General features: G+C 69.7%; 20 protein-coding genes. 11 read left to right on the plus strand and 9 right to left on the minus strand.

The genetic code is table 11. The annotated features are described in order from the left end of the window. The first annotated feature begins 3 nt into the window (after positions 1-3). From tpiA to BLR90_RS03705, 3 genes are read left to right on the plus strand one after another with little or no spacing between them, the layout of a single operon-like run. The gene (gene tpiA / locus BLR90_RS03695; protein WP_091022619.1) at positions 4-807 is read left to right on the plus strand and encodes a triose-phosphate isomerase; all 804 of its coding nucleotides are present in this window, start codon (positions 4-6) and stop codon (positions 805-807) included. Between the two features lie 31 nt (positions 808-838). Further along, positions 839-1075, plus strand: a complete 237-nt coding sequence (gene secG, locus BLR90_RS03700) for a preprotein translocase subunit SecG (RefSeq protein ID WP_091022620.1) — start codon at positions 839-841, stop codon at positions 1073-1075. 12 nt (positions 1076-1087) lie between these two features. Continuing rightward, the gene (locus BLR90_RS03705) at positions 1088-1447 is read left to right on the plus strand and encodes an RNA polymerase-binding protein RbpA (RefSeq protein WP_091022621.1); all 360 of its coding nucleotides are present in this window, start codon (positions 1088-1090) and stop codon (positions 1445-1447) included. A gap of 62 nt (positions 1448-1509) precedes the next feature. Here the strand turns inward: BLR90_RS03705 and BLR90_RS03710 are convergent, their stop codons facing one another. From BLR90_RS03710 to tkt, 7 genes are read right to left on the minus strand one after another with little or no spacing between them, the layout of a single operon-like run. Then, positions 1510-2511, minus strand: a complete 1002-nt coding sequence (locus BLR90_RS03710; RefSeq protein WP_245715165.1) for a hypothetical protein — start codon at positions 2509-2511, stop codon at positions 1510-1512. Positions 2512-2560: 49 nt separating this feature from the next. Then, positions 2561-3283 carry a 6-phosphogluconolactonase gene (gene pgl, locus BLR90_RS03715; RefSeq protein WP_091022622.1) on the minus strand — a complete coding sequence of 241 codons (723 nt, stop codon included), beginning with the start codon at positions 3281-3283 and terminating at the stop codon, positions 2561-2563. Beyond that, on the minus strand, positions 3280-4185 hold the full coding sequence (locus tag BLR90_RS03720) for a glucose-6-phosphate dehydrogenase assembly protein OpcA (RefSeq protein WP_218029281.1): 906 nt from the start codon (positions 4183-4185) through the stop codon (positions 3280-3282). The genes pgl and BLR90_RS03720 overlap by 4 nt, the downstream gene beginning before the upstream one ends. After that, on the minus strand, positions 4185-5708 hold the full coding sequence (gene zwf / locus BLR90_RS03725; RefSeq protein WP_091022623.1) for a glucose-6-phosphate dehydrogenase: 1524 nt from the start codon (positions 5706-5708) through the stop codon (positions 4185-4187). The genes BLR90_RS03720 and zwf overlap by 1 nt, the downstream gene beginning before the upstream one ends. Then, on the minus strand, positions 5705-7351 hold the full coding sequence (locus tag BLR90_RS03730) for a glucose-6-phosphate isomerase (protein ID WP_245715136.1): 1647 nt from the start codon (positions 7349-7351) through the stop codon (positions 5705-5707). Before BLR90_RS03730 ends, zwf begins: the two co-directional genes overlap by 4 nt. Beyond that, positions 7348-8454, minus strand: a complete 1107-nt coding sequence (gene tal, locus BLR90_RS03735; protein WP_091022624.1) for a transaldolase — start codon at positions 8452-8454, stop codon at positions 7348-7350. Before tal ends, BLR90_RS03730 begins: the two co-directional genes overlap by 4 nt. A gap of 29 nt (positions 8455-8483) precedes the next feature. Next, a complete protein-coding gene (gene tkt / locus BLR90_RS03740) occupies positions 8484-10511 on the minus strand; it encodes a transketolase (protein ID WP_218029291.1) in 2028 nt (675 codons plus the stop codon). A gap of 181 nt (positions 10512-10692) precedes the next feature. Here tkt and BLR90_RS03745 point away from each other — a divergent pair, with 181 nt between their 5' ends. Genes BLR90_RS03745 through BLR90_RS03760 form a run of 4 tightly spaced genes read left to right on the plus strand, consistent with a single transcriptional unit; the run spans position 10693 to position 14642 of the window. Further along, positions 10693-11649, plus strand: a complete 957-nt coding sequence (locus BLR90_RS03745) for a heme o synthase (protein ID WP_091022626.1) — start codon at positions 10693-10695, stop codon at positions 11647-11649. Positions 11650-11662: 13 nt separating this feature from the next. Beyond that, positions 11663-13162 (plus strand): amino acid permease, encoded by a 1500-nt coding sequence (locus BLR90_RS03750; protein WP_091022627.1) that lies wholly within the window; start codon positions 11663-11665, stop codon positions 13160-13162. 48 nt (positions 13163-13210) lie between these two features. Further along, entirely contained in the window at positions 13211-14248 is a 1038-nt protein-coding gene (locus BLR90_RS03755; protein ID WP_091022628.1) for an alcohol dehydrogenase catalytic domain-containing protein, read from the plus strand. A 16-nt stretch (positions 14249-14264) separates the two neighbouring features. After that, a complete protein-coding gene (locus tag BLR90_RS03760; protein ID WP_091022629.1) occupies positions 14265-14642 on the plus strand; it encodes a DUF3054 domain-containing protein in 378 nt (125 codons plus the stop codon). 7 nt (positions 14643-14649) lie between these two features. On the opposite strand, the gene BLR90_RS03765 is transcribed toward BLR90_RS03760, so the two are convergent. Further along, on the minus strand, positions 14650-15243 hold the full coding sequence (locus BLR90_RS03765; RefSeq protein WP_091022630.1) for an N-acetyltransferase: 594 nt from the start codon (positions 15241-15243) through the stop codon (positions 14650-14652). Positions 15244-15314: 71 nt separating this feature from the next. Between BLR90_RS03765 and BLR90_RS03770 the strand changes: the two genes are divergently transcribed. From BLR90_RS03770 to BLR90_RS03775, 3 genes are all read left to right on the plus strand, one after another. Further along, the gene (locus tag BLR90_RS03770) at positions 15315-16400 is read left to right on the plus strand and encodes a DUF7485 domain-containing protein (RefSeq protein WP_091022631.1); all 1086 of its coding nucleotides are present in this window, start codon (positions 15315-15317) and stop codon (positions 16398-16400) included. A 201-nt stretch (positions 16401-16601) separates the two neighbouring features. Further along, positions 16602-16757, plus strand: coding sequence for a hypothetical protein (locus BLR90_RS20875; RefSeq protein ID WP_170254185.1), 156 nt, complete (start codon positions 16602-16604; stop codon positions 16755-16757). After that, entirely contained in the window at positions 16757-17398 is a 642-nt protein-coding gene (locus BLR90_RS03775) for a Fic family protein (RefSeq protein ID WP_091022632.1), read from the plus strand. The genes BLR90_RS20875 and BLR90_RS03775 overlap by 1 nt, the downstream gene beginning before the upstream one ends. 329 nt (positions 17399-17727) lie before the next feature. Here BLR90_RS03775 and BLR90_RS03780 read toward each other — a convergent pair whose 3' ends face one another. Then, positions 17728-19053 carry a pyridoxal phosphate-dependent decarboxylase family protein gene (locus BLR90_RS03780; protein WP_245715137.1) on the minus strand — a complete coding sequence of 442 codons (1326 nt, stop codon included), beginning with the start codon at positions 19051-19053 and terminating at the stop codon, positions 17728-17730. A 342-nt stretch (positions 19054-19395) separates the two neighbouring features. On the opposite strand from BLR90_RS03780, the gene BLR90_RS03785 reads away from it, so the two are divergent. After that, positions 19396-19980 carry a GNAT family N-acetyltransferase gene (locus BLR90_RS03785; protein WP_091022634.1) on the plus strand — a complete coding sequence of 195 codons (585 nt, stop codon included), beginning with the start codon at positions 19396-19398 and terminating at the stop codon, positions 19978-19980. Positions 19981-20193: the final 213 nt, after the last annotated feature.

Consider the following 20193-nt stretch of genomic DNA (forward strand, 5'->3'; position numbering starts at 1 on the left):
CCCATGGCGTCGAACACCGCCGTACGCACCCCGCTGATGGCGGGCAACTGGAAGATGAACCTCAACCACCAGGAAGCGGTGGTGCTGGTCCAGAAGCTCGCGTGGACGCTGTCGGACAAGCGGCACGACTACTCCAAGGTGGAGGTGGTCGTCTGTCCGCCGTTCACCGACCTGCGGTCGGTGCAGACGCTCGTCGACGGCGACCGGCTCTCGGTCAAGTACGCCGCCCAGGACGTCTCCACGCAGGACTCCGGCGCCTACACCGGTGAGATCTCGGCGGGCATGCTCGCCAAGCTCGGCTGCTCCTACGTCGTGGTCGGCCACTCGGAGCGGCGCGAGTACCACGCCGAGAGCGACGAGACCGTCAACGCCAAGGCACACAAGGCCCACGCTGCCGACCTGACGCCGATCGTGTGCGTCGGGGAGGGGCTGGAGATCCGCCAGGCCGGCGAGCACGTGCCCTACACGCTCGCGCAGGTCGACGGGTCGCTCGCGGGCTTCACCGCCGAGCAGGTCGCCGGGCTGGTCGTGGCCTACGAGCCCGTGTGGGCCATCGGCACCGGTGAGGTGGCCACGCCCGAGGACGCACAGGAGGTGTGCGCCGCGATCCGGGCCCGGATCCGGGAGGTCCACGGCGACGCCGCGGCCGACGGTCTGCGGATCCTCTACGGCGGTTCGGTGAAGGCTTCCAACGTCGCCGGCATCATGGCGAAGGACGATGTGGACGGCGCCCTGGTGGGTGGCGCGAGCCTCCAGGCGGACGAGTTCGGCGGCATCTGCCGCTTCTACGACATGCCGGTCCTCTGATCTCCCGACCCGTGACGTAGGATTCCCGCCTGTGACAACGCTCTTCACTGTTCTGCTCGTCATCACGAGCTCCCTACTGATCGTCCTCGTGCTTCTGCACAAGGGCCGCGGCGGTGGCCTGTCCGACATGTTCGGCGGTGGCGTCAGCAGCTCGCTCGGCGGATCCTCGGTCGCCGAGCGCAACCTGGACCGCTTCACGGTCGGTATCGGCGTCATCTGGTTCGCCTGCGTGATCGCGCTAGGCCTGTTGCTCGCTTACCAGAACTGAGAGGCAAGACACGTGGCTGGTGGAGGTAGTGCCATTCGCGGCAGCCGAGTCGGCGCCGGACCCATGGGTGAGGCCGAGCGGGGCGAGGCTGCCCCGCGCCAGGCGGTCACCTACTTCTGCTCGCGGGGGCACACGTCGGTCGTGACCTTCTCGGTCGAGGCCGTCGCCCCCGACTCGTGGGACTGCCCCAAGTGCGGTCTCCCCGCAGGCCGCGACTCCGACAACGCCCCGCCGGCCACCAAGGTCGAGCCCTACAAGACGCACCTGGCCTACGTGAAGGAGCGCCGCTCCGACGTCGAGGCGGCCAACATCCTCGACGAGGCGATCCAGCTCCTCCGCTCGCGCCGCAAGTCCGGCGACATCATCTTCTGACCCTCCGCGAGTCGGCGCTTGTGCACGCTGGATTTACGCCGAGTCGGCGCTTGTGCAGACTCTTAGAGCCGACTCGCCGAGTCGATGAGGCTTCCGCGCAGGGTCCGAGCCTGGCGCACACCGTCCAAGAGCATCTGGTCGCAGCGCCGCTCCCGACCGAACACGTCACTGGCCACGAACGGGGTCACGACCCAACCCTGCTCCCGGACCAACTCGCGCCGACGACGGTCGTGCTCCTGCTGGGCGGGCGAGCCATGCCACTCGGCACCGTCGTACTCCGCCGCGAACCGCAGATCTTCGTGTGCGATGTCGAGGAGGGCGGCCAGGACGCCGTCGACCCACACCTCAACCTGCAGCTGAGGGCGGGGGAGCCCCCGGTCAAGCCATCGCAGCCGAAGGATGGACTCGCCGGGCGACGCGGCCGCTCCATCCGCCATGGGAGCGAGGGCACGAAGGTTCCTCACCCAGCGCATCCCGCGGAATCGTGTGACGCCATCGAGGAGCTCCTCGTGTGTGAACAGGCGCGTGCGCAACATCGCGTCAAGCGCGGCCAACGTCCGTTCACGGGACCGGACGCGGCCCAGGTCCCAGGCGGTGCGCAGTGGCGTCGTCACCAGCAGCCCGGCGACCTCCATGATGTCGCTGGGGACGAGGTTGCGCTCACCGCTGTCTGCCAGCGGGTTGCGCAGGCGTCCATGATCTGAGGGTCTGAACATCGAGATCGCGCTGAGATCAAGGTGCTCATTGGGGGCGAGGATCATCTCGGCGCCGAGCAGCCAGCCGGCGTGTCGGTCACACACGACGCAGTCGGGGGGCACCACGAGCGCGAGGCACTTGGCCCGCAGGAGAGGTGAGTCGCCCAACTGCGTCGAGACGTAGACGTTGCGGATCGGGCGTCTCAGGAATCCGAGGTCGACGAGTCTCACGAGGTTGGCGCGGGTCACGCCTTCGGCGTACGCCATCGCGGTTGTGAACGGTTCATCCACGGGCAGGGGGAACGACTGGTCGAGGAATGGTTGGTCCAGGAGCGGTTTGAGGTTCATAGGGTCTGGGCTGCCCGCCACGTCCAAGTGGCAATCCGACGCGTTCACGCGCTGTGGAGGGCCGCCTGATTCAGAGGTGGGAGGCGGCGGCTCGGTCGAGGAAGTACGTCGTCTCGGCGATGCCGTGGACGCCCCGGGCGGGGGTGTCGGTGACCGAGCCGGTGTCGGCGAGCGCGGCCGCCACGGCCTCCGCCTTGCCCTCGCCGCTGGCGATCACCCACACCGAGCGGCTGCGGTTGAGGGCCGGGAATGTGAAGCTGATCCGCTGCGGGGGCGGCTTCGGCGAGTCGGTGACGCCGACCAGGATCCGGTCGACGACCTCGAGCTGAGGGTGGCCGGGGAAGAGGGACGCGACGTGGCCGTCGGGCCCGATGCCGAGCATCACGACCTCGAACTCGCCGGCGCCGTGCTCGTGCACGACTTCCTCGAACGCCAGCGCCGCCGCGTCGACGTCGTCGCCGCCGTCGCTCGAGGGGAGCTCGTGGACCTGGGTGGCGCCGACGGCGTCCAGGAACGCGCGCCGCGCCTGTCCGGCGTTGCGGTCGGGGTCGTCAGCGGGGACGAAGCGGTCGTCGCCCCACCACACGACCACCCGGGTCCAGTCGACCTCGGTGCCGGGGGAGAGACGGGCCAGCTCGCGGTGCACCGTCTCGGCGATGGTGCCGCCGGTCAGGGCGATCTGCGGCACGTGGCCGGCCGCCTGCGCGTCGGCGAGCCGGGTGAGCAGCTCGCCGGCGACCGTCGTCGCGAGGGCGGCGGCGTCGGCGTGCACCTCGACGAGCGGGGTGCTCACTTCCCGGCCTTGCGCAGGCGCTTGGTCACCGCGGCGTAGACGTCGTCCTCGTCCAGCCGCCGCAGCTCCTCGGCGAGCAGCTCGGGGATCCCGCGCCGCTTGAGCGCGATCGGCCGGTCCGGCTTGCCCGGTGACGCGTAGGTCGCCAGCTTGCCGTCGGGCCGGCTGATCCGGATCGGGCCCTCGGCGGTCTCGAGGACCACCTCGGTGATGCCCGGGCCTCGTGAGGTGGAGCGGTCGACCGTCACCCGCAGGTTGTCGTGGAGCCACGCGGCCAGCAGGTCGGCACTGGGGCTGATCCGCTCTGCCGTGACGGAGGCACCGGTGACCTTCAGGTGGTGCTGGTCGAGCGCGGCCGCGAGCAGGGCCCGCCACGGCGTGATCCGGGTCCACGCGAGGTCGGTGTTGCCCTTGACGTACGTCGAGCACTGCACGTGCAGCGCGGTGCTCTTGCCGCGAGGAGCCGCAGCGGCATCGGTGATACGTCGCTGGGCGAGCGCGCCGAGCGGGTCGGCGGCGGGGTCCTCCGGCGCCGTGGTGGGCCACCAGACGGCCACCGGCGAGTCCGGCAGCAGCAGCGGGAGCACGACCGACGCGGCGTGCTTGACGACCTCGCCCTTGAGCCGGATCACGGCGGTCTCGCCGGTCCAGCCGGAGCCGGTGCCGACCTGGGCGTTGATCTGGCCTGCTCCGCGCGCGTCGCCCAGGATCACGCCGAGGGCGCGGGCGGGGTGTTCGTGGGAGGCCTCGCGGGCCGCCTTCATCGCGTCCTCGGCGTCCTCCTCGGGTACGACGATGACCAGCGTCATCACCATGCCCATCGCCGGGCTGCCAGCCTTCTTGCGGCCGCGCACGAACTCCGCGGCGATCTTGGCTGACGTGGTGTCGACGAGCTCGATCACTAGGGCCTCCTCCAGACGCGTCCGTCGCGGGCCAGCATCTTGTCGGCCGACGACGGGCCCCAGGTGCCGGAGCCGTACTGCTCGGGCTTCCCCTTGCGCTCCCAGGCCTCGAGGATCGGGTCGAGGATCTTCCAGGAGAGCTCGACCTCCTCGTGGCGCGGGAACAGCGGCGGGTCGCCGAGCAGCACGTCGAGGATCAGCCGCTCGTAGGCCTCCGGGCTGTCCTCGGTGAAGGACCCGCCATAGGCGAAGTCCATGTTGACGTCGCGAATCTCCATCGCGGTGCCGGGCACCTTGGAGCCGAAGCGGAGCGTCATGCCCTCGTCGGGCTGGATCCGGATCACGAGGGCGTTCTGGGTGAGCTCCTCGACCGAGGAGGCGCTGAACGGCTGGTGCGGGGCCCGCTTGAAGACCACCGCCACCTCGGTGACGCGCCGGCCCAGGCGCTTGCCGGTGCGCAGGTAGAACGGGACACCGGCCCAGCGCCGGGTCTCGACGTGGAGCGTGATCGCGGCGAAGGTCTCGGTGCGCGACGTGGCCCGGATGCCGTCCTCCTCGAGGAAGCCCGCGACCTTCTCGCCACCGGCCCACCCCGCGGCGTACTGCCCGCGGGCGGTCGCGAGGTCGAGCCGCCGGGGCAGCTTCACGCTGGCGAGCACCTTCTGCTTCTCGATCCGCAGGCTGTCGGCGTCGAACGACGTCGGCTCCTCCATCGCGACGAGCGACATCAGCTGGAGGAGGTGGTTCTGGATGACGTCACGCGCGGCGCCGATGCCGTCGTAGTAGCCGGCGCGGCCGCCGATGCCGACGTCCTCGGCCATGGTGATCTGCACGTGGTCGACGTAGTTGTTGTTCCACAAGGGCTCGAACATCATGTTGGAGAAGCGCGTCGCCAGGATGTTCTGGACCGTCTCCTTGCCGAGGTAGTGGTCGATCCGGAAGATCGACCCCGACGGGAAGACCTCGGCCAGCGACGCGTTGAGCGCCTGCGCCGACTCCAGGTCGTGCCCGAACGGCTTCTCCACCACGACCCGCCGCCACGAGTCGCCGTCCGGGTCGGCCAGGCCGTGCTCCTTGAGCTGCGCGGCAACGGTGCCGAAGAAGCCCGGCGGGATGGCGAGGTAGAACGCGTGGTTGCCCTCCGTGCCGCGGGTGCGGTCGAGCTCCTCGGTCGTCTGGCGCAGCTGCTCGAACGCCTCGTCGTCGTCGAAGTCGCCCTGGACGAACCGGAAGCCCTCGGCCAGCTGCTTCCAGACCTCCTCGCGGAACTCCGTGCGGGCGTAGGACTTCACCGAGTCGTGCACGATCTGCGCGAAGTCCTGGTCGGCCCAGTCACGGCGTGCGAAGCCCACCAGGCTGAAGCCCGGGGGCAGAAGACCGCGGTTGGCGAGGTCGTAGATCGCCGGCATGATCTTCTTGCGCGACAGGTCGCCGGTGACGCCGAACAGCACCATGCCGCAAGGCCCGGCGATGCGTGGGAGCCGCCGGTCGCGCGGGTCGCGCAGCGGGTTGGTCCAGGTCATGCGAGCTCCGCGCGCAGGCCGTCGAGGTCGGCCGGGGTGCTCACGTGGAGCCGCAGCACGGGCCGGCCCTTGTCGGCGAGGACCTTTCCGTCGCCGACCGCCTGGGCGGTGAGGAACTCGTGGAACGTGAACGGCCGGTCGGGTACGGCGAGGTCGGCGACCGGCTGCCCCGTGACCTGGAGGTAGACCCCGGTGTCGGGGCCGCCCTTGTGGTATTGCCCGGTGGAGTGCAGGAAGCGCGGCCCCCACCCGAAGGTCACCGGCCGGCCGGTGCGCACCGCGAGGGTGTCGCGGGTGCCCGCCAGCGCGGCGTCGCGGTGGCGGTCGAGGTAGGCCTGGACGGCGAGGTAGCCATGGTCGGCGTCGAGCGTGCCGAGCAGTGCCGCCACGGCGTCGGTGACGGTGGCGGTGCCGTCGGGCAGCCACCCGGGAGAGGCGTAGACCGCGACCGGGCCGTCGACGAAGACCGGCGTCGGCTGCTCGCCGCCGCCGTCGAGCATCTCGCGGGCGGCGGACTTGGCGCTCTCGACGTCGGGCTGGTCGAAGGGGTTGATCCCCAGGATTCGGCCCGCGACCGCGGTGGCGTACTCCCACAGCAGCATCTGGGCACCCAGCGGCGCGTCGACGGTGGCGCCCCACCCGGAGGCCGGGCGGACCGTGTCGAAGACCTGGCCGGGACCGAAGGTGACCAGCACCTCGTCGGGCGTGCTGGGCACGAAGTTGGGGGAGTCGAGCGCGTCGACGACGACCGGGAGGATGCCGCGGCCGTTCTTGCCGGTGGACTCGGCGACCAGCTGCTCGGCCCAGTCACCGAACCCGGGGAACGACGACCCGGCGTTGGCCAGCACCATCTTGTCGGCACCGGCCAGGTTGGCCGCCGCGAGCAGGGCGCCGAGCCGCAGCCCGGGGTTGTCGGGGGAGTCGGCCTCGAGGGCCGGCCGGATGGCCTCGGCCTCGTCGAGCAGGGTGGCGATGTTGGCGTTGGCCAGCCCGCTGGGCACCAGCCCGAACGCGGTGAGCGCGGAGTAGCGGCCGCCGACCTCGGGGTCGGCCAGGAACACGCGGTAGCCCGCCTCGCGCGCCGACGCCTCGAGCGGCGACCCGGGATCCGTCACGACCACGATCCGGCCACAGGGGTCGATGCCGACGTCGCGGAAGGCGCGCTCGAAGGCACGCCGCTGGCTGTCGGTCTCGACGGTGCCCCCGGACTTGCTGGAGACCACGACCACGGTCTCGTCGAGCTTGCCCTCGACCGCCTTGCGCACGAAGTCGGGGTCGGAGGAGTCGAGCACCTCGAGCTCGACGCCGTCGGCCGCGCAGATCACCTCGGGCGCGAGCGACGAGCCGCCCATGCCGCACAGCACCACCCGGAAGACGCCACGCTGGCGCAGCTGCACCTCGACCGCGGCGATGTCGGAGACGAGCGCGCGCGACCGGACGGACAGGTCGACCCAACCGAGGCGCTTGCCGGACTCCTCCTCGGCCTCGGGGCCCCAGAGGGTGGCGTCGCGCCCGGCGATCCGGCTCGCCACGCCGTCGGCGACCAGCGCCTCGACGGTCGCGGCGTACGCCGCCTCGTCGGCGTAGCCGAACGTCAGCGCGAAGCCGTCACCACTGACGGCGTTCCACGCGGACCCGGTCATGACGCGCTCGCGTCCATCTGGCCGCGGACGGTCTCGACGAGCTCGTCCCACGACTTCTTGAACTTGTCGACGCCCTCCTGCTCCAGCACCAGCAGCACGTCGTCGAAGTCGATGCCGACGTCGGCCAACCGGTCGAAGACCTCCTGCGCCTCGGCGGCCTTGCCGGTGACGGTGTCGCCGGTGACCTTGCCGTGGTCGGCGAACGCCTCCATCGTCTTCTCCGGCATCGTGTTGACGGTGTCGGCGACGACCAGCTCGGTGACGTAGAGGGTGTCGGGGTAGGCGGGGTCCTTGACGCCGGTGGAGGCCCACAGCGGACGCTGGGCGTGGGCGCCGGCCTCGGCCAGGGCGCGCCAGCGGTCGCTGTCGTGCACCTCCTGGAAGGCGCCGTAGGCCAGTCGCGCGTTGGCGACGGCCGCCTTGCCCTTGAGAGCCGCTGCCTCGTCGGTGCCGATCGCGTTGAGGCGCTTGTCGACCTCGGAGTCGACGCGGGAGACGAAGAACGACGCCACCGACTGGATCGTCGACAGGTCGAGCCCGGACTCGCGGGCCTGCTCGAGGCCGGTGAGGTAGGCGTCCATCACCGCGCGGTAGCGCTCGATGCTGAAGATCAGCGTGACGTTGACGCTGATGCCCTCGGCGATCGCGGCGGTGATCGCAGGAAGCCCCTCGAGGGTGGCGGGGATCTTGATCAGCACGTTGGGTCGGTCGACGGCCTTCCAGAGCGCCTGCGCCGACGCGAGGGTGCCCTCGGTGTCGTTGGCGAGGTCGGGCTCGACCTCGATGGAGACCCGGCCGTCGGACGGGCTCCCGTCGGCCACGGGTGCGAGTACGTCGCACGCGTTGCGCACGTCGTCGGTGGTGAGCGCGAAGATCACCTTCTCCACGGGCGCACCCTCGGCCACGAGCGACCTCACCTGGTCGTCGTAGCGCTCGCCGTTGGCGATCGCGCCGGCGAAGATCGTCGGGTTGGTCGTCACGCCGACCACCGACTTCTCCTTGACGAGGTCGGCGAGGTTGCCGGTCTCGATCCGCTCGCGGGAGAGGTCGTCGAGCCAGATGGACACCCCTGCGTCCGCCAGTGCCTTGAGTCGGTCAGTCATGTGCGTCCTCCGGGGGTCGATGGGCTTCGTCAGCCGGCTACTGCTGCCAGGCTCTCGCGTGCGGCCGAGGTGACTGCCTCGGCGGTGATGCCGTACTCCTCGAACATCGTGGCGGCGTCTGCCGATGCCCCGAAACGGTCGACGGAAACAATGCGGCCGGCGTCGCCGACCACCTCGCGCCAGCCCTGGGCCACGCCGGCCTCGACGGAGACGCGTGCCTTGACGCTCGGCGGGATGACCGAGTCGCGGTAGGCGGCGTCCTGCTCGGCGTACCACTCGCGACAGGGCATCGAGACGACCCGGGCCTTGATGCCCTCGGCCGCCAGCGTGGTGCGGGCGGCGACGGCGTGCTGGACCTCGGAGCCGGTGCCGACGAGTACGACGTCGGGCGCGCCTCCCTCGGCGTCGAGGAGGACGTAGCCACCGCGGTGGGCCTCGCTGGTGTCGGCGAAACCTTCGGCACCACGCGGGAAGACCGGCACGTTCTGCCGGCTGAGCGCGATGCCCGCGGGGCGGGCGTTGACCATGACCGCGCGCCAGCAGGCGGCGGTCTCGTTGGCGTCGGCCGGGCGGACCACGTCGAGACCGGGCATGGCCCGCAGCGACGCGAGGTGCTCGACCGGCTGGTGGGTCGGTCCGTCCTCGCCGAGGCCGATGGAGTCGTGGGTCCACACGTAGGTGACCGGCAGACCCATGATCGCGGCCAGACGCACCGAGCCACGCATGTAGTCGGAGAAGGTGAGGAACGTGCCGCCGAAGACGCGGGTGTTCCAGTGCAGGGCGATGCCGTTCATGATCGCGCCCATTGCGTGCTCGCGGATCCCGAAGTGGAGCACGCGACCGGCGTAGGGGTCGGCCTGCCACATCTTGGTGGCGCGGTCGACGGGCAGGAACGAGCCGGCCTCCTCGATCGTCGTGTTGTTGGACTCGGCGAGGTCGGCGGAGCCGCCCCACAGCTCGGGGACGGTGGCGGCGATCGCGTTGATCACGGCGCCCGAGGCCTTGCGGGTGGCGACGCCCTTGGGGTCCGCGTCGAACGTCGGCAGGTCGGAGTCCCAGCCGTCGGGCAGCGAGCCGCTGTTGATCCGGTGGAGCAGCTCCGCACGCTCGGGGTGGGCCTCGGACCACACGGCGTACGCCGCGTCCCAGGCATCGCCGGCGGCGGAGCCGCGCTCACCTAGCTTGCGGGTGTGCTCGATGACCTCGGGTGCGACCTCGAAGGTCTGCTCGGGGTCGAAGCCGAGGATCTTCTTGGTCGCTGCGACCTCGTCGTCGCCCAGGGCGGAGCCGTGGGCCTTGCCGGTGCCCTGTGCGGACGGCGCGGGCCAGGCGATGATCGTGCGCAGCTTGATGAAGCTCGGGCGGTCGGTGACAGCGCGGGCGGCCTCGATCGCGTCGTACAGCGCGTGGACGTCCTCGCGGTAGCCCTCGCCGCCGTGGGTCCAGTCGACGGTCTGGACGTGCCAGCCGTAGGCCTCGTAGCGCGCGGCGACGTCCTCGCTGAGCGCGATGTTGGTGTCGCCCTCGATCGAGATCTCGTTGGCGTCGTAGATGAGTGTCAGGTTGCCCAGGCGCTGGGTGCCGGCGATCGAGGAGGCCTCGGAGCTGATGCCCTCCTCGATGTCGCCGTCGCTGGCCAGTACGTAGACGTGGTGGTCGAGGAAGGACTCGCCCTCGGGCGTCTCCGGGTCGAGCATTCCGCGCTGCTTGCGCGCCGCCATGGCCATGCCGACCGCGTTGCCGATGCCCTGGCCGAGCGGGCCGGTGGTGACTTCGACGGCCTTGGTGTGGTGGTACTCCGGGTGGCCCGGGGTCTTGCTGCCCCAGGTGCGCAGCGCCTGGAGGTCCTCGAGCTCGAGCCCGAAGCCGCCGAGGTAGAGCTGCGTGTAGAGCGTGATGCTGGAGTGGCCGCACGAGAGGACGAAGCGGTCGCGGGACAACCAGTCGGGGTCGGCCGGGTCGTGCCTCATGACCTTCTGGAAGAGGAGGTAGGCGGCCGGGGCCAGGCTCATGGCGGTGCCGGGGTGGCCGTTGCCCACCTTCTGCACCGCGTCCATGGCCAGCACTCGCGCCGTGTCGACGGCCCTCTGGTCGAGCTCGGTCCAGTCCAGTCCTGCGGGAGTCGTCACGTGGTTCCTCTCAAGGGGGTTGCGCCGTTCCGAGCCTACCCAGGCGACGGGCTAGAGTGGCACCCGCACCGGTTGCCCGAGGCAGCCATTTCCATTCCCGAGGATCTCCGTGACGTACGTCGACCAGTCGCCCACCGCTGCCCAGCAGCCGGAGCGCGACGAGCCGACCAGCGGGACCGGCTTCCGCGACGTCGTCGCCGCCTACGTCGGCCTCACCAAGCCGCGGGTCATCGAGCTGCTGCTGCTCACCACGGTGCCGGTGATGTTCTTCGCCGACCGTGGTGTCCCCGAGCTCGGCCTGGTCCTCGCCACCGTCGTCGGCGGGACACTGTCGGCTGGCTCCGCGTCGGCGTTCAACTGCGTCTACGACCGCGACATCGACGAGCAGATGCGGCGCACCCGTCGCCGGGCGCTGCCGCGTCACATCGTCACCGCCCGCGCCGCCCTGGTCTTCGCCACGGTGCTCGCGGTGGCCTCGACCGTCGTACTGGCCCTCTGGGTCAACCTGCTGTCCGCGGGGCTGGCGCTGCTGGCCAACGCGTTCTACGTGCTCGTCTACACGATGGTGCTCAAGCGCCGCACCACGCAGAACATCGTCTGGGGTGGCCTGGCCGGCTGCTTCCCGGCCCTGATCGGCTGGACCGCCGTCACCAACGAGCTGTCGTGGGTGCCGATCGTACTGTTCGCGGTCGTCTTCTTCTGGACGCCGCCGCACACGTGGGCGCTGGCGCTGCGCTACCGCGAGGACTACGCCAACGTCGACGTCCCGATGCTGCCGGTCGTGGCGTCGGCCCGTGAGGTCGGCCGCCAGATCGTGCTCTACAGCTGGGTCATGGTGGCCACGTCGCTGCTGCTGTGGCCGGTGGCCGGCACCGGGCTGCTCTACCCCGTGACCGCGGCCGTGCTGGGTGCGGTGTTCCTGCTCGAGGCCCACAAGCTGTGGCGCCGGGCGCGCAACACGGAGGACCTCAGCGTGATCCAGCCGATGCGGTTGTTCCACCACTCCAACCTCTACCTGTCGCTGCTCTTCGTGGCCGTCGCGCTGGACCCGCTGCTCAAGCTCTGACTACGGTGCTGGGATGGACCTCTTTCGGACGAAGTCGGTCGAGCAGTCCATCGCCGAGACCGATGAGCCAGAACACCGGCTGAAGAAGGATCTCGGAGTCCTGGACCTGCTGATCTTCGGCGTCGGTGTGATCATCGGCGCCGGGATCTTCGTCGTGACCGGAACCGTGGCGAAGACCAACTCCGGGCCGGCGATCACGATCTCCTTCGCCATCGCCGGTCTGGCCTGCGCGCTGGCCGCGCTCTGCTACGCGGAGTTCGCCTCCACCCTCCCGGTCGCCGGCAGCGCCTACACGTTCAGCTACGCCTCCTTCGGCGAGGTGGTCGCCTGGATCATCGGGTGGGACCTGGCTCTCGAGTTCACGATCGGGGCCGCCGCACTCAGCACGAGCTTCTCCGGGTACTTCCAGGAGGTCTTCGAGGGCACCTTCCTCGAGGTGCCGACGTCCCTGGGGTCGGCGGCAGACGGCGTGGTCGACCTGCCGGCCGTCGTGATCTCGCTGCTCGTGACGGCGATCCTGATCGGCGGCATCAAGCTGTCCAGCCGGATCAACCAGGTGATCGTCGCGATCAAGCTGCTGGTCATCGGCGCGGTCATCGTCTTCGGCGTCGGGCACATCTCGGGCGAGAACTACACGCCGTTCATCCCGCCGTCGGAGCCCGCGCCCGACGCGAGCGGCAGCTTCATGGACGTCACCCTGATCAGCTCGCTGCTGGGGACCGAGCCGGCCGTCTACGGCCTGGCCGGCGTGATCGCCGGCGCCTCGATCGTCTTCTTCGCGTTCATCGGCTTCGACATCCTCGCCACCACCGCCGAGGAGACCAAGAACCCGCAGCGCGACATCCCCCGCGGCATCCTCGGGTCTCTCGTCATCGTGACCCTGCTCTACATGGCGGTCAGTCTCGTCGTCACCGGGATGCGCAACTACACCGAGATCGAGGCCGGCGACGCCGCCCCGCTCGCGAGCGCGTTCGAGTCCGTGGGCCTGGAGTTCATGGGCCGGCTGATCGCGATCGGCGCCTGCATCGGCCTGATCGTGGTGGTGATGATCCTGATCCTCGGCCAGACCCGGGTCGCGTTCGCGATGGCCCGCGACGGCTTGCTGCCCCGCGGCCTGGCCAAGGTGCACCCACGGTTCGGCACGCCGTACGTCATCACGCTCATCACGGGCGTCGCCGTGGCGCTGATCGGCGGTCTCGTCGACCTCGCGACCCTGGTCAACCTGGTCAGCATCGGCACGCTCTTCGCCTTCATCCTGGTCAGCGTGGGCGTCGTGATCCTGCGGCGCAGCCGGCCGGACCTGCCCCGGTCGTTCCGTACGCCGGCGGTCTACGCGGTCGCCACCGCGTCGGTACTCCTGTGCCTCTACCTGATGCTTAACCTCACCGGCGGCACCTGGGTGCGGTTCGTCGTGTGGATGGCCATCGGCCTGGTCGTCTACGCCTGCTACGGCTACCGGCACTCCCGGCTCGGCCGGGGCGAGACCGCGCCCCAGCCTGCCCCCGACATGTGACGGGGCTGCGGCGGCACAGGTCGGGAACGCGTTTGCGAGGATGTGCGGATGCGCGCAGTGGTGGTCGACGCCGCCCGGTCCCGGCCCGAGGTGCGCGACGTGCCGCAGCCGTCGGCTCCGTACGGCGGCGTGGTCGTCCGCGTCATCGCGACGGGGATGTGCCGCAGCGACTGGCACGCGTGGGCAGGCCACGACGAGATCGCGTTCCCCCACGTGCCCGGCCACGAGCTCGCCGGTGCGGTCGTGGAGGTCGGCGCGGGCGTGACCCGCTGGACGGTCGGCGACCGGGTCACCGTCCCGTTCGTGTGCGGCTGCGGTCGCTGCGTCTGGTGCCTGTCCGGCAACGCCCAGGTCTGCCCCGACCAGGAGCAGCCGGGGTTCACCCACTGGGGCTCGTTCGCCGAGTACGTCGCGCTGCACGCTGCCGACACCAACCTGGTCGCCGTCCCCGAGCAGGTGAGCTTCGCGACCGCGGCCAGCCTCGGGTGCCGGTTCGCCACGGCGTACCGCGCGCTGGTGGGACGTGCCCGGATCACCGAGGGGGAGTGGGTCACGGTGGTCGGTGCCGGCGGAGTCGGCCTCAGCGTCGTGATGATCGCCCGTGCGCTCGGCGGACGCGTGGTCGCCGTCGACCGCAACCCGGAGGCACTCGCCGTGGCCGCGGAGCTCGGCGCCGAACACACCCTGCTTGCCGACGGGACCGACATCCCCTCGGCAGTCGCCGACCTCGTTGCCGGTGGCAGCGACATCGCGGTCGACGCCGTCGGCAGTGAGCAGACCTGCGCCGACGCCATCCTGAGCCTGCGACGTCAAGGTCGCCTGGTCCAGGTGGGACTGCTCCCGCCGGTCGGCGGGCACCCGCGAGTGCCGATGGAACGAGTGATCGCGTGGGAGCTCGACGTCCTCGGCAGCCACGGGATGGCGGCCGCCGACTATCCCGTGATGATGGCGCTGATCGAGGCAGGCTCACTGCAACCTCAACGGCTCATCGAGCGCACCATCGGCCTCGACGAGGCCGCGGCACTGTTGCCCGGGTTCGACCAGGCCACGGTGGCCGGGATGACCATCATCGATCCCACACGCTGATTCAGGACGGAAGACAATGACAATCCGCCGGCTGTGGCCGCTCGTGGCCGACCTGGCCTGCGTGCTCGCCCTTGCCGTCGGTGGCAAGGGCTCGCACGACGCGGGTGAGTCGGCTTGGGTGGTGCTCGCCATTGCCTGGCCCTACGCGTTGGCAGCCGGGGTGGCGCACGTCTGGCTGACCTCGACTGGGCGGCCGACACGTCGGGCGTGGCCCGAGGGCGCGATCGTCCTGGCCGTGACCTACGTGCTCGGCATGGGCCTGCGCGCGGCCTCGGGCCGCGGTCTTGCTCCCGCGTTCCTCGTCGTCGCCGGGATCTTCCTCGCGGTCACGATGCTGGGGTGGCGTGGGGTCGTGCACCTGGTGGAGCGTCGTCGCGCCAGGCGCGCTGCGTAGCTCGCGGTCAGGAGGGGGCGCCTGGTGCTCGCCGCACCACTCGCCGCCGCAGGGTGGGGGAGGCCGCCACCTCGTAGCCGGCCTCGAGGAAGACCTGCAGCAGTCCGACCGACGCCTCGTCCCAGATCACGGTCTTGCCTGGCGGCGGCTCGATCGGGTAACCCTCCAGGACGTGGGCGCCGACCTGCTGGCCGTACTCCACCGTGGCGTTCGCGAGCTCGTAGGTCAGCCCGGACTGCCGCCAACCCTTGCGCACGACAAAGCAGGTCACTGACCAGACGCCTTGCAGCTCGGGGTCCATCCGCATCCACGCCTGCTTCCGGCTCCATAGTCGGGGGTAGTTCTCCCGCGGCTCGACCGCCACCCAGCCGGCGGGCTCGCCGTCGACGTACCCGATCAGCCCGGACGTCAGGCCGGCGGTGCCGCAGGCGGTCTGCTCGAGCATTGCGACGTCTCGCTCCTCCTGCGTGGTGTCGCGCCAGATCCAGCCCGCCACCTTCATGGCCTGGCACCGGCACTTGCGGGCGCCGCTCGTGTCGAACACCGCCTCCACGTCCTCTTCGGTCGCTCGGTTGGCCGGGAGCCAGGTGAACTCAGGCATGACGTGACCCTAGGCCAGCGACGAAGATGGGTCCCCTCGATCTGCGATGCTGCCCGCAGAAAGGTGACCACGTGGATGCTGGCTTCCGCCGGACTCGGCTGCCGGTCCTCTGCGTGCTGATCGCGTCGGTTGTGGTCGCCTGCTCCACCGAAGACCCCGAGACGCCTCCACCCGCGGCGTCCTCCACCGGGACGCCCACGCCCTCCGACGGCGGCAGTGCTCCGACCACGCCGACCGCGCCGCCTGATGGTCGCGACCTGGACGTCGACGAGCTGGTCATGCCGGCCGCCGTACCGACGATGCCCGCCGCTTGGCGGGAGAAGTTCGTGATCGGCTACGGGCCGGGAATGAAGCTGCTGGGTACGGCGCCCGGCGGCGACTCCGGCTCGCTCGACATCGGGCCCGAGTACGGCGCGCCCGGCCTGGACGGCACTTGGTGGTTCCTCGACGCGGCCAAGGCGCGAATCGCCCACTACGACGCCGCAGGTCACTACCTCGACCAGGTCAGGATCAGCCGGAAGCTGCTGGTCTCCGGCCGGTACTTCCAGTGGCAGCTCCCGCACGTGCTGGCCGACGGCACGCTCGTCGCGGCCCGACAGACGCCACAGGGCACGGCGCTGCTGCGGCTTCGTGACGGAGTCCTCGACGAGATCGCGGTCGACGGGTCGTTCTTCCCTACGTACGACGACGGCCAGCGCCTCTACGGGCTCTCACTCCGCGGGAAGCTGGTCGCGGTCGACCCGTCGGACGGTTCGAGGCAGGCCGTGCGTGCCTTCCGGACCCCCTCCGGCCTGCCGTTCTCGCTGAAGCTCGGGGATCAGGTCAGGATCGAGGTGGCCGTGACGTCCAGGGTGCTACCGCTCCGCACGTCGTTCGGTGCGCCGGCCCACGTGGGTGTCCAGGTCCGCGCCGGCGCCGACGGCACCCTGCACCTGTACCTGATCGGCAGCGGCGAGGACGATGAGTCGGTCCAGCTCGTCGGCGCCACCCAGGTCAGTCCCGACGGCAAGGTCGCGGGGGTCGAGGCACTGGCCAACCCTTTCTCCGAAGCCGACCCGGGCAGCCCCGGTCAGCTCGTCATCGCTCCCGGCTCGTCCAACCCGATGCTGGTCTACGTGCTCACCGACGGGGTGCATGTGTACGAGCGGAGCGGGTGAGGCGAGTCTCGGACTCACTCGCAGCACGGAATGTTCGGTCGCTCGCTTGGCTCCGCGCCTGGGTGCGCGTGCTAACGCGGCGGAATGACGCTGTGTTCGGGGTCGTCAGCGCCGATGGAGTGACTCCCATTGACCATATCGCGCGGCCACCCTCCGCCATGGTGACTCGGCTAGACTTGGCGACGACCCCAAGGAGGAGCCATGAGTAAGAAGACTGTGTCGGAGAACGCTCGCCGTCAGTCCGTCGTGCGCTCCACCAAGGCGTCGGCGAGGTTGGAGCAACGCGTCGTGCCTGACAATCACGTCCGCTCGCCTAAGGTCGAGAAGTTCGTGGAGTCTCTGCGCGCCAAGGCCTGATGGCTTTCGAACCAGACTACGGGGAGACCCTCGTCAGCGACGAGGAAGCTGAAGCGCTCACGCCGGCGGCCCGCGAGATCCTAGGCGACCCGATCCGCAAGGCCGACCTCTACGACCTCGAACAGCAGATCCAGGCCGAGGTAGCTGATGAGTGGTGGGGCAACCTCCTGAACTGGAACGTGCCGGTTCGCGACCTGCTCGTCGATCACTTCGTCCGAGATCTCCACCGTCGCCTCTATGCGCCTGTGTGGGAGTGGGGTGGTCGTCAGCGCTCGCTGGAGACCAACATCGGCATTGCACCCGAGCTCATCGCCGTAGAGATGCGGAACGCACTGGACAACCTCAGCTATCAGTGGGACCACCAGACGGGAATCAAAGCCCGCACGCTTGGCATCGCCGCTCACGCCGCCTTGGTACATGTGCATCCATTTGTGGACGGTAATGGGCGTGTGACGAGACTGCTCGCCGACCTTGTATTCCTCGCCGCGCAGACTGGTCTGGAGCCGTTGCTGGCCTACGACTGGGAGGTTGATCGACGGACCTACATCCGCCTGCTCGGCGAGTACGACGAGACCCGTGACGCAACGTCGTTGGTGCACTTCATCCCGGTCGTCTCGATTGAGGACTGGACGACCGAATAGGTCGCGCCTTGGATGAAGGCATGAGGAGCTTCCCCGCAGGTTGGACTGCCAACGGCCCTCGCGCGACCCAAGCGGGAATCTTGCTCGCGCAGCACGCCCCATCCGTTCGAACCGCTCGCGAAGGAGGAAGGCGACGCGGCGGAGTAGCCGCCGGGGGCCTCCGCCAAAGACGCCGCATGGACCGAGACAGATTCGGTCGTCCGAGAGCACGCCGACAAGCGGCACTAAGACGCAGGTCGAGGTGCTCCGTCACATGGGGTCCGCTGCCACCGTTTGTGACGACGCCATGAGTCCGCGCCCTCAACCCGGTGTTACGAGGCCCTGATCGCCTATGCCGACGCAGTAAAGGCGGCGCGAAGGGCGTTGAGTGTGCGTTCGACGTCGGCGTTGGTCGTTGACCAGTTACTCACCGAGATGCGCAGCACGGCCCGCTCACGCCAGACCGATCCGCTGGCCCACGCGGTGCCGTCGTCCAACATCCGACGGACGACATCGCGTGTGCGGGCGTCGTCTCCAAAGGCAACACAAACCTGGGTAAAAACCACGTCGTTGAGGACCTCGGCACCATCGATGTCAGCGATACCGTCGGCGAACGCCCGAGCATGACCGGCCAGACCTTCCACTAACGCGGCTACCCCGCTGCGACCCAGCGACCGCAGCACTGCCCACACGGTGAACGCGCGGGCGCGGCGAGACAATTCAGGGACCTTCTCGAACGGATCGCCTGCGACGTCGTGGATCAGATAGTCACCGTGCATCGACATCGCCGCCCTCAGGGCGGCTGGGTCACGCACTATCGCCAGCCCACAGTCGTAAGGCACGTTGAGCGTCTTGTGGGCATCGGTCGCCCAGGAGTCTGCGGCCTCGTAGCCGTCGAGGAGGTGGCGGTACGCCGGACTGGCGCCAGCGAAGAGCCCGAACGCGCCGTCCACGTGCACCCACGCCCCGTACTCATGCGCAGCCGCGATCGCCTCTTCGAACGGGTCGAACGCCCCTGAGTGGATGTTGCCCGCTTGAAGGACCACCACCGTCGGCCGGTCGTCACCGCTCCCAAGCATTCTGCGGATGGCCGCCGGGTCGACCCGGCCCTGCTCGTCGACCGCAACGAGTTCTGGCGCACCCAGGCCGAGGTACCGCAACACCAGATCGACCGAGTCGTGACGCTCCGTTCCGACCAGCACTCGCACCCCCGGCGAGCCGACCAGTCCGTCATTCCCGACGTCCCACCCGGCCCGGGCGAGCACTGCCCCGCGTGCGGCGGCCAAGCAGGTGAAGTTGGCCATGGTCCCGCCGGTCACAAAACCGACGGCGCTGCCGGCGTCCAAACCGAGTAGGTCCAGCACCCACGCCTCGGCGAGGTCCTCGACCGCGGTCGCCGCAGGCGTGACCGTGCGTAGCCCAGCGTTTTGGTCCCACGCTGAGGTCAACCAGTCCGCCGCCATCCCAGCAGGATGTGTGCCGCCGATCACGAACCCAAAGAATCGACCCGACGGCATGGCCGTCAGCCCGCCTTCGACCCCATTCACCAGCAGGTCAACAACCGCCGACGGATCGGTCGGGCCGGCGGGCAGCTCAGCACCAAGGGCTGCAACCACTTCGGCGACCGACGCAGACGGGGGTACGGCGCGATCACCCAAGCTGGACAGCCACGTCAAGGCGTGCTCGTGCGCACGGACGAGGGCCCCCGCGGCGTCAGGTGTGTCCCCCACCTCAACACCTGCCCTTCAAGTGAGATTCCGCCGGGCTGCAACTCTCCTCGTCGTCGGCCCGCACCGCAATGCCTGAACCTCAAGCGCCCGCGATCCATGACCGGCTCCTCGACCGACCGACGAATGGCACCCGCAGAACGGCCCAAGATTGCCGGGGCTTAATTCGCCTCCGCAATCGCCGCCGATCGATGAGTGGCACGCCCTCTGGCGACAATTGGACGCAGGTCGAGGTCAACCTGAGCGTGGAACCGGTGGCCGTGCGGGGGAGGCTGAGCGACACTGCGGGACATGCAACTCTCAGTGCGCCCTCTCGCCGCGGAGCAATGGCCGGCAGCCCGCGCCTTGCTCCATCGTGCCTTCGTCAATGAGCCTTTCACCGTAGAGATGTACGGACAGCTGCTTCTTGATCGCTGGGGCGGGTCTTGGGACCTGTACTCCTCTGTGCGGGGTGAGGAGTCCACGGTCGCACTGGGAGCCAATGTAGGCGAGGTGCTTGTCGGGGTGGTGATGGGAAGCACGCCGGGAAACTGTCGGCTTTGTCGGGTGCTCGCGCCCGAGCCGCGGCCCGAGGATCATCCCCTTGCCATCGACTGGCAGTTCCACCAGAACGTCGCGCAAGTGCATGCACCGCTCGATTCGCACGCCTGGGTCGAGAAGGCGGCGGTGGAGCCGGCGCTCCACGGCTTCGGCATCGGGCGTCGGCTGCTGGAGTCTGTTGCGGCGGCGTTGGTGACGGAGGAGTCAGCGGTGCTGGTCCTCGAGTGTGCACCCGACCGGGTCAGCTTCTATACGGGTTTGGGCTACGAGATGATCAGCAGCATCGCCGATCCCGCCGGCCCCGATGCGTCCCTGATGCAGCATCGGATCCGCTGATCCGACCTGCACTGCGCGCCGCCGTCGGACAGGTGAGCTACCGGCTGATCCTGACCTTCCGTGGCGACAAGCGTCAACATGGTGGGGCCACCGACAAGCAACGCGTCGCTGCTGCGCAGGGCGCGACAATGCCGCCACGGCCCTCCCGAGTCCGCCGTGCAGGGCGCGTCCCGATTGCTTCATTCTGGGCGAATTGACGCGCAGTGGGCGTCA

It is taken from the genome of Nocardioides szechwanensis, assembly GCF_900103935.1.
Classification (GTDB): domain Bacteria; phylum Actinomycetota; class Actinomycetes; order Propionibacteriales; family Nocardioidaceae; genus Nocardioides; species Nocardioides szechwanensis.

Coding starts and splice junctions, on each gene's coding strand:
- tpiA (WP_091022619.1), top strand. CDS start 4: ATGGCGTCGAACACCGCCGTACGCACCCCGCTGATGGCGGGCAACTGG.
- zwf (WP_091022623.1), bottom strand. CDS start 5,708: ATGACCTGGACCAACCCGCTGCGCGACCCGCGCGACCGGCGGCTCCCA.
- BLR90_RS03730 (WP_245715136.1), bottom strand. CDS start 7,351: ATGACCGGGTCCGCGTGGAACGCCGTCAGTGGTGACGGCTTCGCGCTG.
- tal (WP_091022624.1), bottom strand. CDS start 8,454: ATGACTGACCGACTCAAGGCACTGGCGGACGCAGGGGTGTCCATCTGG.
- tkt (WP_218029291.1), bottom strand. CDS start 10,511: ATGGACGCGGTGCAGAAGGTGGGCAACGGCCACCCCGGCACCGCCATG.
- BLR90_RS03750 (WP_091022627.1), top strand. CDS start 11,663: ATGGACCTCTTTCGGACGAAGTCGGTCGAGCAGTCCATCGCCGAGACC.
- BLR90_RS03755 (WP_091022628.1), top strand. CDS start 13,211: ATGCGCGCAGTGGTGGTCGACGCCGCCCGGTCCCGGCCCGAGGTGCGC.
- BLR90_RS03760 (WP_091022629.1), top strand. CDS start 14,265: ATGACAATCCGCCGGCTGTGGCCGCTCGTGGCCGACCTGGCCTGCGTG.
- BLR90_RS03765 (WP_091022630.1), bottom strand. CDS start 15,243: ATGCCTGAGTTCACCTGGCTCCCGGCCAACCGAGCGACCGAAGAGGAC.
- BLR90_RS20875 (WP_170254185.1), top strand. CDS start 16,602: ATGAGTAAGAAGACTGTGTCGGAGAACGCTCGCCGTCAGTCCGTCGTG.
- BLR90_RS03775 (WP_091022632.1), top strand. CDS start 16,757: ATGGCTTTCGAACCAGACTACGGGGAGACCCTCGTCAGCGACGAGGAA.
- BLR90_RS03785 (WP_091022634.1), top strand. CDS start 19,396: ATGCAACTCTCAGTGCGCCCTCTCGCCGCGGAGCAATGGCCGGCAGCC.